Raw genomic sequence first — 18,434 nt, forward strand, 5'->3', positions numbered from 1 at the left:
TAGGGGCAATTCATGAATTGCCCCTACAATCGCACTAAATTGACGAGCATTGAAACGGGAATTCTCATTCTGCGAATACAGGCTTGTCCCGCCATTATATTTTGTTGAAATGTAATTCTATCAAATCCTAACATATTTTTCTGCCTCAATTATTTTCCGGCACAAACTTTTCTACTTCTTCCAAAATCGTTGAAACGATTTCTTCTTCTTTTACTTTCTTTATTACTTCTCCTTTGCGATAGAGAATGGCAACACCTTTTCCCGCCGCGATTCCGATATCTGCTTCGCTTGCTTCGCCGGGACCATTGACAACACAGCCAAGAACTGCAATCTTAATCGGCTTTTTTATTCCCGCAAGTTTTTCTTCGAGTTGCGCCATTATTCCGAACAAATCTACTTCCAATCGCCCGCACGTGGGACAAGCAATGAGTTCAATATTCCGCGATGCAAGTCCGAGCGAGCGTAAAATTTCTTTTCCCACTTCAATTTCTTTTACCGGTTCATCCGTCAGCGAAACACGAATCGTATCGCCAATTCCTTCTGCAAGCAACGTTCCGATTCCGACAGCGGATTTTATCGTTCCGATTTTTGTTGTTCCCGCTTCCGTTACGCCGAGATGAAGCGGAATATCAGTTCGCTGCGCTACAAGGCGATACGCTTCAATCATCAATCGCACGTCTGTGGATTTTACGGAAATGATGATATCGTGAAAATTATTTTCTTCGCAAATTTCCACATGCCGCATTGCGCTTTCGAACAACGCTTCTGCTGTGGGATAACCGTGCTTTTCCAAAATATCTTCTTCAAGCGAACCGGAATTTACACCAATGCGAATCGGAATATGTTTTGCTTTCGCCGCATCGAGCACTTGTTTGATGCGCTCTTTGCTTCCGATGTTTCCGGGATTGAGCCGCACTTTTGCAACATTTGCTTCGATAGATTTCAACGCAAAAATATGATTGAAATGAATATCCGCAACAATCGGAATGGGCGAGCGTTTTACAATTTCCGACATTGCATCTGCGGCTTCTTTATCGTTCACTGTTACGCGGATAATATCGCAACCGGCATCCGCAGCATCGCAAATTTGTTTTACGGTCGCATCAACATCGCTCGTTTTTGTTTTCGTCATTGTCTGCACGGAAATCGGATAATTGCCGCCGACTAAAATTCCGCCGACATTTACAACGCGCGTTTTTCTGCGAATACCAACTTTGTAATTTTGATGTTGTTCGTTGCCGTTTGATGGTTTTGTTTCTGTTTGAAAATTATTGAGAACAGGAAGTTCGAGCATTGTTGATTTTATATTTTACATTTTACATTGAACATTGCCGCTACGAATGACAAATTACCAATGACTGTTATTTGTCATTCGTAATTAGTCATTAGTTAAAAAAGTTATTGTGCTATAATATGTTTTCAATTCAGTTTCTTACTCGCATCAAAAAGAATTTTCTTTTCTTCATCCGACAGTTGCGCATAACCGTGCTTTGCGATTTTATCAAGAATTGTATCAATTTCTTCTTGATTCACATTCTCTGTTTTGTCCGAAGAATATTCTTCTTTTTCAATATGATACGAAGCGCGGTTATTCTTATACCAATCATCTCCATTTCCTCGATGCGAAAATTTATCGGCAATGCGATTAAAGATATTTTCTCCGGGAAACCCGTTGGAATCAAATAGTAAAAAAAGAAATCCCACGGCCGCGCCGCCAAGATGGGCAAAATGTGCAACACCGTCGCGTGTTCCTGTTACTCCAGCATACAGTTCCAACGCCATATACAATCCGACAAGAAACTTTGCGGGCATCGGAAGAAAATACATAAACACGATTCTATCAGGAAACATCATTCCGAACGCAAGTAACACTCCATAGACTGCGCCGCTTGCTCCAACCGTTGGTCCTACTTCTGTAAATAACGGAGCGACAAAAAGATTACACAATCCTGCTCCAATTCCACACACGAAATAATAATACAGAAATTTCCTTGAACCCATTTCGTTTTCCAATTCCATTCCGAACATCCACAGCGCAAACATATTGAAAAATATATGACTGAATCCCGCGTGCATAAACATATACGTGAACAATTGCCATATTTGAAATCCGGCTCCCAACGGAAACAAATAAAATATTTCGGCGAGAATATAACGTAACGGAATTTCACCAATAAGAAAATTATCGAGAAATCCCGAAACGAAAAATATTGCAACATTTGCAAGGAGCAACATTTTTATGACAGGAGGAAAAAATTGAAATCCGCCGAAGAAACTCGGACGGTAGTAATTATTGCTTCTTGTTGTGCGATACCACGACATCTATTATTTTCGGTTTTCGGGTTTAGAAATTATACGTATGAATTCGGTGAACAAAATACTGAAATGTTTTTCAATTTTTTATTTCGCATCCAAAACTCCCCGCACTTGTTTCAACAATTGATGCACTTCGTACGGTTTTTGAATAAACGCTTTCGCTCCTCGTTTCAATAGTTCGCTCTTTACGGACGGCTCTACTAATCCGCTTGCAAGCATAACTTTTACATTTGCATTGATTTCTTTCAACTTGTAAAATTCTTCTCCGCCACTGAGTCGCGGTAATCCCATATATTTTATCACAAGTTGAATTTCATTATTCTTTTGCCCGTACACTTCAACGGCTTCTTCTCCGTTTCGCGCTTCATACACCGTATATCCAACACTTTCCAACATTGTTTTCACAAAATCACGCAGCAATTCTTCATCTTCGACATCCAAAAGCGTTTCCGTTCCTTTTCCTACTTCACTTTCCACGTCAAAAAAACCATTGTTATTATGCACCATTTTCTCTATTACGCATAAAAATAAAAAGAGAGAGAGGATACTCATAAAAATATCTTCAAAACTTAAAAACAGTTAAAATATAGGTAAAATAGTCAAACGTGCGACTTCACAGTTTAAAAAGAACGGAAGATTTTTCATTGGCAAAAATTTTTGGGAGAGGAAAAATTTTCTTCATACATTTTGCCAGCGATTATTGTTCAGCTTTTCATACAGGCGAAGGAACGTACCTGAGGGTAATGTGGAACAACGTAAAGAGGATATCGCATTACTCTGCCGCAGTGAAAATTTCACTGCCGCTTTTAACTCTTAGAACCGGGCGAGAGTGTAACGTTCTACCCGGGGAAATTGGATGTGATTTCACATTACTAATTTTCTTGCTATAAACAATGGCTGTCGTTTAATAAGTTTACGACAGCCATTGTGTTATACAAACCTTGAAGGTTTATTTTTTTTACTTCTCTGTTAACGCCGCAATTCCCGGAAGAATTTTTCCTTCGAGAAATTCTAACGAAGCGCCACCACCGGTAGAAACGTGCGTAACTTCTTTTTCCAATCCTGCTTTTGCAATTGCCGAAGCAGAATCGCCGCCGCCGATTATTGTTACCGCGCCGTTCTTTGTTGCTGATGCCAATGCTTTCGCTATTTCCATTGTTCCTTTTGCGAAACGCTCCATTTCAAAAACTCCCATCGGTCCGTTCCACACAATAGTTTTTGCAGAAAGAACTTCTTTCGAAAATGTTTTTATTGTTTCATCGCCAATATCGAGACCGAGCCAATCGTTTTCTATTTGGGAAATGGAAACTGTTTTTGCAGTTGCATTCGCATCCATTTTATCGGCAATAACAACATCCGTCGGCAAAAGGAGTTTTACGTTTTTCTCTTTTGCTTTTGCAAGAATTGATTTCGCGAGTTCGAGTTTATCATCTTCGACAAGCGATTTGCCAATATTGAATCCTTGCGCTTTGTAAAATGTAAAAATCATTGCGCCGCCAACGAGAATACAATCAACTTTGCTCATCAAATTTTCCAGAACATCAATCTTCCCGGAAATTTTTGCTCCGCCAAGAATTGCAACGAACGGACGCTTTGGATTTGCCGTTGCTTCTCCGAGATAGTTGAGTTCTTTCTCGATAAGAAATCCTGCGACGCACGGCGAAAGAAAATGCGTAACTCCTTCCGTTGATGCGTGCGCGCGATGTGCTGTTCCGAATGCATCATTCACAAATACTTCACCAAGTGATGCAAGTTTTTTTGCAAACTCTGGGTCATTTTTTTCTTCCTCTTTGTGAAAGCGAAGATTTTCTAACAGTAAACATTCGCCGTTTTTCAAATTCATTGCGGCGTTCGTAACTTCATCACCAATGCAATCGGAAACAAACTTCACTTCCATTCCCAAAAGAGAAGAAAGTTTTGCAACAACCGGTTTGAGAGAAAATTCCGGCGTTACGCCTTTCGGTCTTCCGAGATGCGAACACAAAATAAGTTTTCCGCCATCATTGAGAATTTTTGTAATGGAAGGAAGCGATTCACGAATGCGAGTTTCGTCTTCGACGTTTTGCGATTTATCGAGCGGAACGTTAAAATCCACGCGCATCAAAGCGCGTTTGTTTGTCAATGAAATATCATTCAGTGTAAGTTTTGCCATAAAATAAATCCTTAAAAATTTTAGTTGCTGTTGAATTGTTATGTAGAAAAAAAATTGCGGAAAAATTTAAGAATTAAAACACTCGTTTCAAAGATTGATATTCTTCTTTTCTAAATTCGATATAACAATCGTCAGGAAATCTTCCGTTGGTTCGCTTCTCTGCATTCGTTGCAGTTAATTTCTTAAACGCCGAGCAGAAGCAAAAAAGATATCACCAAAAGTTTTGTAAATTTAATCCGAAAAAATTGAACGAATGAGAAAGCGCAAAACAAATTTCCGAGAACAGAATGTATATTGATGCAAAAGAATCATTTGATTTAGTTCAACAATATTTTAAAGGTTTCACCTATGACAAACCATAAAAAATTAGACGATGTTGATGTTGTTTTTCTCGATAAACCGTGGACAGAAAAAGAGAAAAAAGAATTCAGCGAGTTTCTGAAGAACCGAAAGAAATGAGAAGAACATCCACCGTTACCAAACGAACAGAAAAGCAATACGCGTAATGTTCCTTTGCGTTACTTTGCGAAAAACTTTGTGTGCTTTGCGGTTATATAATATCAAGTTGAAAATTATCAAAGGATATTTTTTATCAATATTCCCTCCCTCACTTCATCCACCCCGCCATTTTTGATTTGGTAAGTTTTCCTTTTTTCAGCGCATGCATTTTCATATAGTGAAATAAAACGGGCGTAACTACAAGCACGTGAATCGTTGACGTTACCAATCCGCCAATCATCGGTGCGGCGAGTGGCTGCATTACGTCTGCGCCAACTCCGCTGCTCCACATTATCGGAAGAAGTCCAATCAAACTCGTTCCCACCGTCATAATTTTCGGACGCAATCGCAACACCGAACCTTCAATCGTTGCTTCGGTAATATCCCGCTCGGTAATTTTTTCTCGCTCGCCTTTTTCGTACGCGTGAAGTTTTCTATCGAGCGCTTCGTGTAAATAGACAACCATTACCAAACCGGTTTCCACTGCGAGACCATAGAGCGCAATGAATCCCACCCACACAGCAACAGAAAAATTATATCCCAAAAAATAAATGAGATACACGCCGCCAATGAGCGCAAACGGAACGGAAAGCATTACGACAAATGCTTCGGTAAATTCTTTTGTTACAAAATACAACATCAGAAAAATTATGAAGAACACGATTGGCATCACCATTTGCATTCGTTCTTTCGCGCGAATTTGATTTTCCCACTGTCCGCTCCACGCAACATAATAACCGGCGGGAAGTTTAAGTTGTGCATCGAGTTTTTCTTTTGCTTCAGTTACAAAACTTCCCATATCTCGTCCGCGCACATTGAGAAAAACGATGGAACGCAACAAACTATTTTCACTCGAAATCATCGGCGGACCGGAAACTTGTTTTATATCGGCGAGCATTGAAAGAGGAATGAATGTGAATTTTACATTTGACATTTTAGATTTTACATTGCTCACATCAGATGATTGGTTGTTGCCGATTGACATTGAATTCATTGACGATTGACTACTGACTACTGGCTTCTGACTACTTTCTTCTTCATTCATCATTGCCGGAACAGGAATCAAAATTCTTTTCAACGCTTCAACATTATCACGAAAATCTTTTGCGAAGCGAACGCGAATCGGAAATCGTCTTCGTCCTTCGACTGTTGTAGAAATATTTTCTCCGCCTATTGCTGTTTCGATTACATTTAATACATCGCCGACATTGATTCCATATCGCGCAACTTTTTCCGGTTGAACATTGATATCGAGAAACTCTCCGCCGATTGTTCGTTCCGCATACAAATCCGCCGCGCCGGGAATAGTTTTCAGTATTTTTTCCGATTCAATTGCAAGTCGTTCAAGTGTATCGAGATTGTCGCCAAAAACTTTCACGCCCAAATCCGTTCGCACTCCCGTTGAAAGCATATTGATACGATTTATTATCGGTTGTGTCCATCCGTTACGCACACCGGGAATTTGTAACTTCGCATCGAGTTCGCTTATCAATTTATCTTTCGTCATTCCTTCGCGCCACTTCTCTTTCGGTTTTAAAAGAATGATGGATTCAATCATACTAATCGGCGCGTTATCCGTTGCTGTTTCTGCGCGTCCGACTTTTCCCAGCACTTGTTCCACTTCGGGAAAATCGGAAATAATTTTGTCTTGCACTTGCAAAATTCTTTTCGCTTCGGTAATCGAAACATTTGGCAATGTGACCGGCATAAAAAGCAAACTTCCTTCATCGAGTGGCGGCATAAATTCACTTCCGATGTTCATCATCATTGGAATAGTAATAAGAAGCGCAATGACATTGAGCGCAATCGTTGTTTTCTTCCATTTCAAAACCCAATGAATAATCGGCGCGTAGAGCCAATTCAAAAATTTGGTAATCGGGTTTCTATGTTCGCTTCTGAATTTTCCACGCGTCAACATTGTCATCAACATCGGCACAAGTGTAATGGCAATGATGGCAGAACCGGCAAGCACAAATGTTTTCGTGAATGCAAGCGGACGAAAAAGTTTTCCTTCCTGTCCTTCGAGCAAGAAAACGGGAAGAAATGAAACTACCATAATCGCAACCGAAAAGAAAATTGCGGGACCAACTTGTTTTGCAGATAGAATAGAAATTTCGATGTACTCTTCTTTTGTCAGTGTTCCTTTTTCTTCCTGCGCGCGAGCAACATTGCGATACGCATTTTCTACCAGCACAATCGAAGAATCAACAATTACACCAATCGCAATTGCAATTCCCCCGAGCGACATAATGTTGGAAGTGATGCCGAACTCTTTCATAAAAATAAACGCAACGAGAACAGCAACGGGAATTTCGATAATGACGCGCAACACGCTTCGGGCGTGAAGAAGAAAAATCAGCACCATCAAACTTACAACGATTGCTTCTTCTACAAGCGCATCCTCCAACGTTTTTATGGAATGGTCAATGAGTTCCGAACGGTCATAAGCGGTTTTTATTGTTACGCCTTTCGGCAAACCTTTTTCAATTTCCTTTATTTTTTCTTTCACACGGACGATAACATCTTTTGCGTTTTCTTCGTAGCGCATTACTATAATTCCACCCACTACTTCACCTTCACCGTTTTTATCGAGCAAACCGAGACGCAAATCATTTCCCAGTTGAACTGTCGCAACATTTTTTATGTAAATCGGAACGCCGTTGTTTCCCGTTCCAACAGCAATGTTTTCAATATCCGAAATGGATTTCACATAACCTTCGCCGCGCACATACAATTGAATATTATTTTGTTCGATAATTTTTCCACCGACCTCACGATTGGTATTTTTTATTGCATCAACGAGCGTCATATAACTCATATCGTACGCGGCAAGTTTATTCGGGTCAATATCAATTTGATATTGTTTGACAAATCCTCCAACGCTCGCAACTTCCGCTACTCCTTTTACAGAATTAAGTTGATAGCGAATGTACCAATCTTGAATTGCGCGAAGTTCTGCTAAATCATGTTTGCTGCTTTCCACCGTGTACCAAAACACGTGACCAACTCCTGTTCCGTCGGGACCGAGTGTTGGAACAACTCCCGCAGGAAGAAATGATGAAGCATAATTGAGTTTTTCGAGCACACGACTTCGCGCCCAATAAATATCAGCGTTGTCTTCAAATATCACGAACACAAACGACATTCCGAACATCGATTGCGCGCGCACATCTTTTACTTTCGGAAGTCCTTGCAAGTTTGTTACGAGCGGATACGTGATTTGGTCTTCGATAATTTTCGGCGAGCGTCCCATCCACTGCGTGAACACGATGACTTGATTGTCGGACAAATCGGGAATTGCATCAACGGGCGTATGTTTTAACGACCAAATTCCCCAGCCGATGATTATAGCGTACGCAAGAATGATGATGAATTTGTTGCGCGCGGAGTAGTCAATTATTTTTTCTATCATAAGTGAATTTTGATTTACGATTTACGATTTTAATTTTCGATATGCGATATGGGATTTGCGATTTGAGGCAAAATAGTTTTTCTCATTATTACGCACATCTCATATCTCACATCACAAATCATTTCAAAAGATTCTCCCCATCATTACAACCATCATTGCAACCATAGCAACTCCTCCAACGTAATACCACAGAGAAGTTTCGTTGTCGCCGGTATTTTTATGTTTCATTTCTTGCACGGTTTGTTCCGACGAAAGAATGATTGGCATTTTCAAAAGTGATTCATCGAGTTGTTCGACAACAAATGCAATAGTGTACAAACCTTTTTCGTGAACTGGAAAAGAGTATTCATACTTTCCTTCGTTTGATGGCGAAAGCACTTCATCAATTTCATTTTCTTTTCCTTCCGAAATTTTGATACGCACGTGCGCATTTGTCCAAAGTGATTCATTCGGCAAAATAATTTTCAGAGAAAATTTTGTTTCGCTGTGTTGAACCAGTGAAGGAAATTCTGCTACAAGGTGATAATCGCCGATGGTTGCATCTTTCACAATCGGTTTAACATTGTCTTCTGCTTGAGTATGGGATGAATGTGATTTTCCCATCATCCCGCCGTGCATCATCATACAGCCGTTAAGCTGAATGAGATAGAAGAATAATATTGTTGTGAGAATAAAGTATTTCATAGTATTTCTTAAAATAATCTGTGATAATCCGTGTAATATCAGTGCGATTCGTGGTTAATTATTCCCATTTGCAACTGACTTTCCGAATCAAGTAAATATCCTCCGCTTGTTACAATGTTTTCTCCTTCTTCAATTCCCGAAAGAATTTGAACATAGTTTTCTGCCTTTGCTCCAAGCGTTACAATGCGCGGTTCAAAAACTTTTTCGCTTTTCTGAACATACACAACAGTGCGATTTCCCGTTGATATTATTGACGAAAACGGAACGACGATTTCTTCTTGCAAGTTAATTTTTATTTTTGCATTGATATACATTTCCAATTTTAACTTTTCATCTTCGTTCGAAAATTCAACCCGCATACGAACTGTTCTCGACGTTGCATCAACCGACGGAGAAATAAAAATTATCTTTCCGATAAATTTTTCATTAGGATATACTTCTGTTGTTGCTTCAACTCCTTGTCCCGTTTTTACGAAATGAAGTTCGTTTTCAAAAACATTGATATAGAGCCACACGGAAGATAAATCCACAACATCAAAAATCGGTTCGCCAATTGAAGCATAATGCTGTTGACGGAATTCGCTTTTGGTGACTGTTCCTTCAACAGGTGAATACATCGTGAAAATTTCCTGAACTTCCTTTGTCTTTTCAAGTTCGGAAATTTGTTCTTCGGTTAATCCATAGCGAAATAATTTTTGTTTTGCTTGTTCGAAAAGATTTTGCGCATCAGATAAATCAATTCCGATTTGTTGAACCTCTTTATACGAATTAAATGCGAGGAGAAATTCTTTTTGTGCGGAAATTACATCGGGTGAATAAACTTCTGCAACAGGGTCGCCGACTGCAACTTTTTGTCCCGTACAGCAATTGAGATACACGCGCTCAAGTCTTCCCGGAAAACGCATTGTAATTTGTTTGAAGTTTGGCTCTGCATAGTTTATTGTTCCGACAGCAGAGATTTCTTTCGTGAGTTTCATTCGTTCTGCTTTTGTCGTTGAAACATTTGCGAGAACTTGTTTCGATGGAGAAAGAGAAACATCACCGAGCGTTTTGTGTTCGCTGTGTGTCTCTTCGTTTTCCGTTTCCGTCACTTCTACGAGCGACATATTGCAAACGGGACACGCACCGGGTTTATCGCTTCGCACCGATGGATGCATTGGGCACGTGTAATACGTTTTTCTTTTTTGTTCTGTGATTTTTTCCGGTTGAGTTTCTTCATTGTGTGAAGAAGTGCAATTCCAATTTGATATTGAAATTACAACGATGAGTATTGAGAATATTTTTTTCATAAAGTTTATTTTTTGTTTTGAATTTGGTGGAGTAATTGTCTTTCCTGCGTAAGCGGGAATCCATTTTCTTTCATCAATTTTAGTTTCCCGCTTTCGCGGGAATGACAATATTGCACGGGCTATTTCATATTTGCAACATTTTGAAATCCAACTTCTCTATCAAGTTGAGCGAGCGTTTGTTCAAATTCCATTCGCTTCATATAATAATCGAGCGTCATATCAACCAACATTCTATACGAATCGAGCAACATCAGAAAACTTGTTTTTCCGTTTTGATATTCCGTTAAACTTGCATCGAGCGTTGTACGAAGTTGCGGAAGAATAGACAAACGAAAATTGTCGAGTTGTTTTTTGTTTGCTTCTGCTTTGAAATATAAATCTCTGATGTTTGCGAAAACCATATTGCGCGTTGCGTTCAAAGTTGCATTTGCTTTGTCGAGAAAAATTTTTGCTTCTTCAACTTTTGCATCTTGTTTTGCAATTGTCCACGGTGCAAACGGAAGGGAAATTCCTGCAGAAATTGTCCACCCGTTGAAATTTTTTTCGGAAGAATGGTCGTAACGTAAACCAACGTTGAAATCGGGATAGTATTCTTTTTTCGCCATTGCAATCATTGTATTTCCTTCGTGAATGTCGAGCGAATCGTGTTTCAGCATTGGACGATGTTGTACAGATAAATTCAACAAAGAATCGAGCGAAACACTGAAAACAACTTCTTCGGAAATTGTAGCAAAGCCAAGCGTATCAGTTTCTTTGCGATTTAAAATTGAGAGCAACATTGTCTTCGCGCTCAATTCTTTTTGCCGAAAAGAAAAAAGGTCGTTATCGAGTTTTGTAATTTCAATTTGTGCTTTTAAAACATCTTGTAGCGAAGTTTCTCCAACGCCGAATTTTGTTTGTGCTACAGAAAGAAATTGTTTCATCAATCGCGCGTTTTCTCTGTTCAACACCATCGCTTGCTGATTGAACCACAACTCGATGTACGCCATTTTCAATTTAGCAATCACTTCGTTGATTTTTTCCAAGTGGTCGTGATGACTGTGCTCCGATTCGATACGCGTAAGTTCAGTTTGTAAATTTATTTTTCCCGGAAAAGGAAACATTTGCATCAACTCAACTCGCGAGTACATTGCATCCCCGAATTTCAAACCGGGAATTTCTTCGTGCATCAATTTTAATTCGGGATTTTCGAGCGATTGCGCTTGCGTAATTTTCGCTCGCATCAAATCCCAATCGAAATCTGCGGCTTGAATTTCAGGATTGTTTTGCAATGCTTCAACAATCAAAAATTGTAAATCAAGCTCTTGCGCTTCGGGAAGAACGAGCGAATCTTGTTGTGCGTTTATTCTTATTGCAGAGAGCAAAAGAAAAATGAATATGAATTTCTTTTTCATAGAAAGAGTTAAATGTAATTCGTTAATGGAAATTTTCTGCATAAGTCTGCGAGATTTGCGGGAGAAAAGTTTCCCGCAGATTGCGCTGATGTTCGCAGATAAAAATAAGATTGAAATGAAATCGATGTTCAATTTCTTATTTCAAAACTAAAAGAGGATTTTAAATCCGAAGGATTGAGGTAAGTACGTACTTCTCCAACGAAGTAATTACGTTTGCAAGTAATTTTGTGGAGAAAGTAAAAAGAGAATTGAGTTGTGAGAAAACGGAATTGCTGAACGAAACAACAAACGAAGTAATTTCTTTGAGCGACGGAATATGAAACGTATGTTCAACAACCGCTTGCTTTGTCGAAGAAGAGCCGCCGACAAGTTTTGTTTCCATACACGATGCGCCGTTCGAGTTCAATGAAACAGAATGCGATGTTTTCGTTTTACCACAGGTTTCTGCCGATGTCATATTTTCGCAACACGACTTATTCTTCATCAAACAATTCGTGATGAGCATCGTAAATCCGCTGTTGGAAATAAGAAAGAGCGCAAGAACAATACGTCCGAAAAGAAATAGATGTTTCTGAGAATGTTTCATACAATACAAAGCGATTTCTTCAACAACAGTCGAGGATAAAATAGTTCCCGAACAGTACAGAAAATATTTTAGACACGCAGAGCATTAGTTTTGTCGCCAAATTTTCCAAGAACTTCAAGCGTACGCGAACATTTTTGTTATCCGTTAATACCCACGATTTACCAATGTCCAAATCATCATGGTTATCTTCAAGCATAAAATTCCGTAGAAAAGTTGTTCATCTTCGTTCAACGATATGGCGGTTGTAACGTAAGAAAGCAACGACGTTGTTTCGTGCAAAATTTCATCGTTCACTGCAAATGCAAGTGCGTACACATCGGCGGGCGAATCCCAAGAAATAAAACTCGTATGATTATCCATTGCTTTTATTTCTTTAAAGTGAATATGAACAGCATTGATATTATTCAGCAGAGTGATTGGAGGACGTTTATCCATTATGGATATTGAGAAGATAAACGGTCGCCGGTAAGATAACTTGCAAGAACACGATGAATCTCCATTTTGGACGGAGGAGAACATTGGGCACAAGAAGCATAAACGTATCGAAACAAATAAGTGTAAATAAAAAGTGTGCAAAAAATAGAAATTTAACGTTACCCTTCAAAATAAAAAGGAAAAAACTTTCTGGCGTTGGCAATGACTGTATCGGACGAATTTATTTTTTTTCGAATTGTATTTTCTTGTGTATGTCAACTTCTTTTTTTTTATTGCGCCTCGTTTTATTAACGAATAACTTTCGGCGCATCAATTATGTTTCTTGTTTCTATGTTTTCTTACAGGAAGTATGGAATTTTTTCCGTTCTTATTTTTTCTTTTCTCTTCTTTGGTTGTGAAGAAAATTTTCGTTCTCCGCAACCGGGGATTCTTGAGATTCGAGTCAAAGCAATAACATCTCTCTACCGATCATCGCATCCGATTTACCGAAACGGACTCAGTGTGATGCTCAACAATGTCGCTGCCATTCGCAACGATGATGCTATTCTTCAGGTTTACAGCGATATTCGTTCGACGAAACGCTACCCTTCGTTGATTGATTTGCTCGATACACTTGCGTTGGATTCTTCGCTGATTCTTGGGCAAACATACACTCCTACAGGCGAATATAAACGAGTGAACGTAAATCTTGCACCTATCGGTTTTTCTTTTTTTAACGGTTATCAAAACCAGTTTATTCCTGTCATAGATATACGGGAAGCGGGACAGGAAGTTTTGTATCTCCTTCAAAATTTCACTGTGAATGAAATGAAAAAAACGGTTGTAACTATTTCCGTTGATATTGATTCATCGGTGATTCGTTCCGTTGTTGATGGAATGGATGTGTTCCTTTTTCAACCAAAATTTTGGATTTCTTCTGTAAAAGTACAATAACTATGGCATCAACATTTCATTCGTGTAGAAATTCATACTGGCAATTATTTGTCGTTGTTTTTTTTATTTTTTGTGTTTTTCTTCAGGGATGCTCAAATCCTAACAGCGAAGGAAAAGTTTATCCTAATAAAATGCCAACAACAAAAATGTCGAACGTGCCTCCGTTGGATAGCATTTATAGTTTCGGAACCGCAAAAGTGCAATTGGATTGGAACGGCGATGATGAAGATGGTTTTGTGACTGGTTTTCGATTTCGTTGGCTCACATCACAACCGAATTATCCTCCCGACACAACACTGCGGAGAACGCTTATCAATACTTCATTCAAAGGGTTTATTCATCGGCGAATTGTTCCGGAAGTGAAAGGAATTTCAACTCATCCTACTACCATTCCTAGCATTTACCATTACCTTTCCATTATTGAAGGAAGCGTTGCTGATAGTATTGTTGCTGTTCTCGATAGTGGGAAATCATTATACTTGTTTGGCGACTCCGTGTTTATGGCGGATGCGCGCCAATTTCAAAATCCGAACAGAGGAACGTTTATTTTTGATTCCCGCGACAGTTTAAATATTCATACGTTTGAAGTTGCCGCAATTGATAACAAAGGAGCAATTGACCCAACTCCCGCGCGTGTTCAATTCGGAACTCCACGTATTTATCCACCAGATACACGACTTGATAAATTTATTACTGATATTGATACAGTACTATTTAATGTTCAATTTCTTCCTCCAGGATTAACCGTGATAAGAAAAAATCTCCGTCGGTACAGTCCCATACAAATTTTACTTCCTGAAATCACGGAAACCTACAGCGGATTAACAGTGTATTTTACCGGCTCCGATAGTTTAAGCGCAGATTTGGAATATCAATATAAAGTTGATTCACAGGAATGGAAAACTTCTCCTCCGAATACAGATAAAGTAACTATTACCGCTTTCGATTGCGATTTTGTCAATAACGGATGGCTTGATACAACACGGTATCACCAATTCATTTTACGAGCAAAAAATCAATTTCAAATTGTGGACGATACTCCCGATACCATGCTCTTTCGTATGCGTATTCCGGAATTTATACTTCCAAGCGTCGCAAGACGATATTTGCTTATAGACCATTCGGATACATTACAAAAGAATATGCCGACGAAAGAAAATCCTTCTCCTTCAGAGAGAATGAATTTCTTTCGCACGATTATGAACAATGTTATGCAACCGCAGGATATTCTTGACACCGTTCTCATTTCCGTCGGAGGAAGTTTTCCGGAATTGTGGACATTATCAAAATACAACGGCATCATTTTAACAAACGAAAAAAAGGTGCGCGGCGGAATTGGAAAAAAATTATTCTTAGTTGAAAATTCTATCAGTTACCTTACACAGTATCTGAATCTCGGCGGCAATCTTATCGTCAGCAGTTGGGATATGTATAATCGCGCTCATAGTTTGGGAGGACACACACAAAAGAAACAATTCTATTCTTCCGTGCTTCATTTTATTACGGATACTTCATCCATTACGAAACAACGCGAATGTATTGGCGCAAACGGATTATTCAATTATCCACCTGTCTATTTTGATACTTCCAAACTCGCTTACGGTGGTGCAATGGATTCTATCGTTACTGGAACTTCCTTTGGTTTTGGAGAAGTGATATATCAGTTTATTCCCAAAACCAACACAAGTCCATGGAACGGCGTTCCGATGGGTTCCAGATACATTGGTCCAACGTATAACGTTATTTATTTTGGTTTTCCATTGTACTATGTTGAACAAACAACAGCAACAGAAGTAATGAGAAAAGCACTTTTTGACATAAACAATAATTAGTTTCAAATATTGTATGAAAAAATTTCAACTACTTTTTTGTTGCTTCTTTTTAATCTTTCCAGCAACGCTCTTTGCCGCAGTAACAGGTAAAATTAGCGGAAGAATTACAGACGCAAGCACAGGTGAAGCACTCTTAAACGCGAACGTTATTATCGTCGGAACAACACGCGGAGCAGTAACAGACGTATCTGGCAAATTTACAATTGAAGGCGTTCCCGTTGGAAAGTACACATTGCGTGCAACATTGATTGGTTACGAAATCGCCGAATCGAAATCGTTTGAAGTACAAGAAAATGAAACAGTAACGATGAACGTAAAACTGAAACCCAGTTCTGTTCAACTGAAAGAATTTGAAGTATTGGGAGAGGGGAAAATAGTGAACGTACAAGCAACTTCTTCTACAAAAACATTAAGTTCGCGCTCGATAGAACAAATCCCAAATGTTAAAAGCGTGCAGGATGTAATGGCAATACAGCCGGGAGTTGTCAAAATGGGAAACAATGTATTTCTGCGCGGCGGAAGAGCGAACGAAGTGCAATACATTGTTGACGGAATTTCTGTGAACGACGCATTCGGAAGTTCCAGCGGTACAACGTCGCAAGCAAATGAACAGATTTCACAGTTTAATGCGGGTGTTGCAAACTCTATAAGCGCTTCCGGATTAAATCTTTCAGCAAATGCAATTCAAACAATGAGTGTTACAACAAGCGGTTTTGACGCGGAGTTTGGCAATGCACAATCGGGAGTCATCAGCATCTCTACAAAATCCGGTTCCGAAAACTATACGGGTTCTGTTCAAATGCGCAGTGATAGAATAAACGACGAAACGTCCTTCAATGAAAAATATTATTCCTTAACATTTGGAGGACCCGAACCGCTGTTCACAACAATATTACCTTCCGTTGGAATTGAACCTACGGGCAATCTCACTTTTTTCATCACATCCGATTTCAGTCAAAACGACGGAGCATACAATTATCAAAAGAACGGGTTTTTCAATCCGTTGCGAAGAGAAGTAAAAATGCGCGGATTTTTTGGAGATGTTTTGGGATTCCGCTATTTCGATTATCTTTCCAATTCGTTCACATTCAATGGAAAAATTAAATACGATTACAATGGTTCTGACCAAATTTCCTACGCATATCGTGCAAGTTTTGGAACATATCACGATTATCGCCACGTATGGCGCGACCTCGCAGATTCTTCGCTGCAAAATGAAAATGGTTCTTCGCAACATACAATTCAATGGACGCATTTTTTAGGAACGAATTCGTTCTATCGTCTTCAAGGAAGCGTATTAGATATACAACGAACCGCCTCCGTTGCCGGAAGACCTCCGCCATTTTATTCAACGGTAACAAACAGCGATTACTACGACCCAAGTCGCGATGGCTTTTACGACTTTGGTACAAGCCAATCTTGGTCTGATCGGCAAACGCGAACGGCAACAATAAAGTTCGATTTGAATACACCATTGCACGAACTCCATTACTTAAAAACAGGTTTTGAAATGAATTGGGAAGCAATTCATTCGACAGAAATCAGTTATCCCAACGGAAAAATCTCGTACAACGGAAGAACATATCGCGCACCGTATCCCGATTCTGTTCGCCACGATGATGGTCTTTGGCCCGGATACGGAGTATATCGTTGGAATTTACTGAACTATCCGAATACCGGCTCGATGTATGCGCAAGATAACATTCAATTTTTTGGAACAAATTTGCATGTTGGACTTCGCTACGATTATTTTTGGTATGGCGAACAAGTGCTTCAAACACGATTTGTTCGCGAATGGAGCGAAGCAACGGGACTCTATTCCGAATGGGTAAGAACAGGAGATTCTGCGTTTACCGGAACAACTCCTTCGATAATGAAAAAAGGAAAAGATTACGGTGGAAGTTCATTCCTTTGGTATTTGTTGCACGGAAAAATTAGTCCGCGTCTTGCAATTAACTTTCCGATTACGGAACGCATCGGTTTCTTTTTTAACTACGGACATTTTATGCAATATCCGGAACGCACACAATTATTTCGAACTCCCTATATTACTGGAAGTGATATAACCGTTGGAAATCCGAATCTTCAACCACAACGAACCATTCAATATGAAAGCGGTTTTGAAAACCAACTCAGTGATTATTTTGCCATAAGTCTTCGGGGCTTTTACAAAGATATTTTTGACTATGTAACCGTTGTGCCGGCAAAAAAAGTGGCCGTGTATCTCAACAGCGATTATGCAAGTTCGCGCGGGTTTGAAGTATCATTGAACAAAGCAACTTCATTACATTTTTCCGGGAACATCAGTTACTCGTATCAAATTGCCAAAGGTCGAAAATCCAATCCGTTTCAAAACGCCGATAATCCGAAATTCCAACTTCCACGCGAAATTCGTTTGGATTGGGACCAACGGCATACCATAAATTTCTTTGGAAGTTATCGTGTAGAAGCAAATGACAACTATGATATTTTTGGAATTCCGTTTGTGAATGATTGGGGCGTTTCTATTACTGCTTCGTATGGAAGTGGATTTCCGTACACACCAACAACGGCGCGTGTGAACACGATTGAAGACGCATACAAACAAAATACCGCAGAGGGACCAAACACAATGAATGTGAATCTTTCGTTCACAAAAGGGTTTTCGTTCGCTCATAAATTGAAACTGAACGTGAACCTCGATGTCTTAAATTTATTAGACCGTCAAAACATTACCTCGTTGAGTTCAGAGAGTGGGTTCAACGTTAACTACGGAAGACCGTATCGTTTCGGCGATTTCGACTATGAAACGCGCGATATGTATCAGTGGTACAAAATGCCCGGAATTTTACCGCCGTACATTTATAGCGCACCAAGACAAATTCTCCTCGGACTCCGTTTAAATTGGGGATAATTCTAAAGCA

14 protein-coding genes are annotated in these 18,434 nt (G+C 39.5%); 3 read left to right on the forward strand and 11 right to left on the reverse strand.

Annotation, left to right across the window (positions count from 1 at the left end):
- Positions 1–23: 23 nt before the first annotated feature.
- The 11 genes from FJ218_03715 to FJ218_03765 all read right to left on the reverse strand — a co-directional run bounded on the left by FJ218_03715 (position 24) and on the right by FJ218_03765 (position 12,766).
- Positions 24–134, reverse strand: coding sequence for a DUF433 domain-containing protein (locus FJ218_03715; protein MBM4166011.1), 111 nt, complete (start codon positions 132–134; stop codon positions 24–26).
- An 11-nt stretch (positions 135–145) separates the two neighbouring features.
- Positions 146–1,294: a flavodoxin-dependent (E)-4-hydroxy-3-methylbut-2-enyl-diphosphate synthase gene (gene ispG, locus FJ218_03720; protein ID MBM4166012.1), complete on the reverse strand. Its 1,149-nt coding sequence runs from the start codon at positions 1,292–1,294 to the stop codon at positions 146–148.
- Between the two features lie 125 nt (positions 1,295–1,419).
- The gene (locus FJ218_03725; protein ID MBM4166013.1) at positions 1,420–2,322 is read right to left on the reverse strand and encodes a rhomboid family intramembrane serine protease; all 903 of its coding nucleotides are present in this window, start codon (positions 2,320–2,322) and stop codon (positions 1,420–1,422) included.
- Positions 2,323–2,400: 78 nt separating this feature from the next.
- Positions 2,401–2,868: a response regulator gene (locus tag FJ218_03730; protein ID MBM4166014.1), complete on the reverse strand. Its 468-nt coding sequence runs from the start codon at positions 2,866–2,868 to the stop codon at positions 2,401–2,403.
- Between the two features lie 406 nt (positions 2,869–3,274).
- A complete protein-coding gene (locus FJ218_03735; GenBank protein ID MBM4166015.1) occupies positions 3,275–4,468 on the reverse strand; it encodes a phosphoglycerate kinase in 1,194 nt (397 codons plus the stop codon).
- 607 nt (positions 4,469–5,075) lie between these two features.
- Positions 5,076–8,378 (reverse strand): efflux RND transporter permease subunit, encoded by a 3,303-nt coding sequence (locus FJ218_03740; protein MBM4166016.1) that lies wholly within the window; start codon positions 8,376–8,378, stop codon positions 5,076–5,078.
- A gap of 123 nt (positions 8,379–8,501) precedes the next feature.
- Positions 8,502–9,062, reverse strand: a complete 561-nt coding sequence (locus FJ218_03745) for a hypothetical protein (GenBank protein ID MBM4166017.1) — start codon at positions 9,060–9,062, stop codon at positions 8,502–8,504.
- A 38-nt stretch (positions 9,063–9,100) separates the two neighbouring features.
- Entirely contained in the window at positions 9,101–10,351 is a 1,251-nt protein-coding gene (locus FJ218_03750; protein ID MBM4166018.1) for an efflux RND transporter periplasmic adaptor subunit, read from the reverse strand.
- Between the two features lie 119 nt (positions 10,352–10,470).
- A complete protein-coding gene (locus FJ218_03755) occupies positions 10,471–11,787 on the reverse strand; it encodes a TolC family protein (GenBank protein MBM4166019.1) in 1,317 nt (438 codons plus the stop codon).
- Positions 11,788–11,905: 118 nt separating this feature from the next.
- Positions 11,906–12,331, reverse strand: a complete 426-nt coding sequence (locus tag FJ218_03760; GenBank protein MBM4166020.1) for a hypothetical protein — start codon at positions 12,329–12,331, stop codon at positions 11,906–11,908.
- 144 nt (positions 12,332–12,475) lie between these two features.
- A complete protein-coding gene (locus FJ218_03765) occupies positions 12,476–12,766 on the reverse strand; it encodes a hypothetical protein (GenBank protein ID MBM4166021.1) in 291 nt (96 codons plus the stop codon).
- 315 nt (positions 12,767–13,081) lie between these two features.
- On the opposite strand from FJ218_03765, the gene FJ218_03770 reads away from it, so the two are divergent.
- The 3 genes from FJ218_03770 to FJ218_03780 are packed head-to-tail and all read left to right on the forward strand — an operon-like array spanning position 13,082 to position 18,424.
- Positions 13,082–13,699 (forward strand): hypothetical protein, encoded by a 618-nt coding sequence (locus FJ218_03770; GenBank protein ID MBM4166022.1) that lies wholly within the window; start codon positions 13,082–13,084, stop codon positions 13,697–13,699.
- Between the two features lie 2 nt (positions 13,700–13,701).
- A complete protein-coding gene (locus FJ218_03775; protein ID MBM4166023.1) occupies positions 13,702–15,531 on the forward strand; it encodes a hypothetical protein in 1,830 nt (609 codons plus the stop codon).
- Between the two features lie 13 nt (positions 15,532–15,544).
- On the forward strand, positions 15,545–18,424 hold the full coding sequence (locus tag FJ218_03780; protein MBM4166024.1) for a TonB-dependent receptor: 2,880 nt from the start codon (positions 15,545–15,547) through the stop codon (positions 18,422–18,424).
- Positions 18,425–18,434: the final 10 nt, after the last annotated feature.

Source organism: Ignavibacteria bacterium, from assembly GCA_016873775.1.
Taxonomy (GTDB): domain Bacteria; phylum Bacteroidota; class Ignavibacteria; order UBA10030; family F1-140-MAGs086; genus JAGXRH01.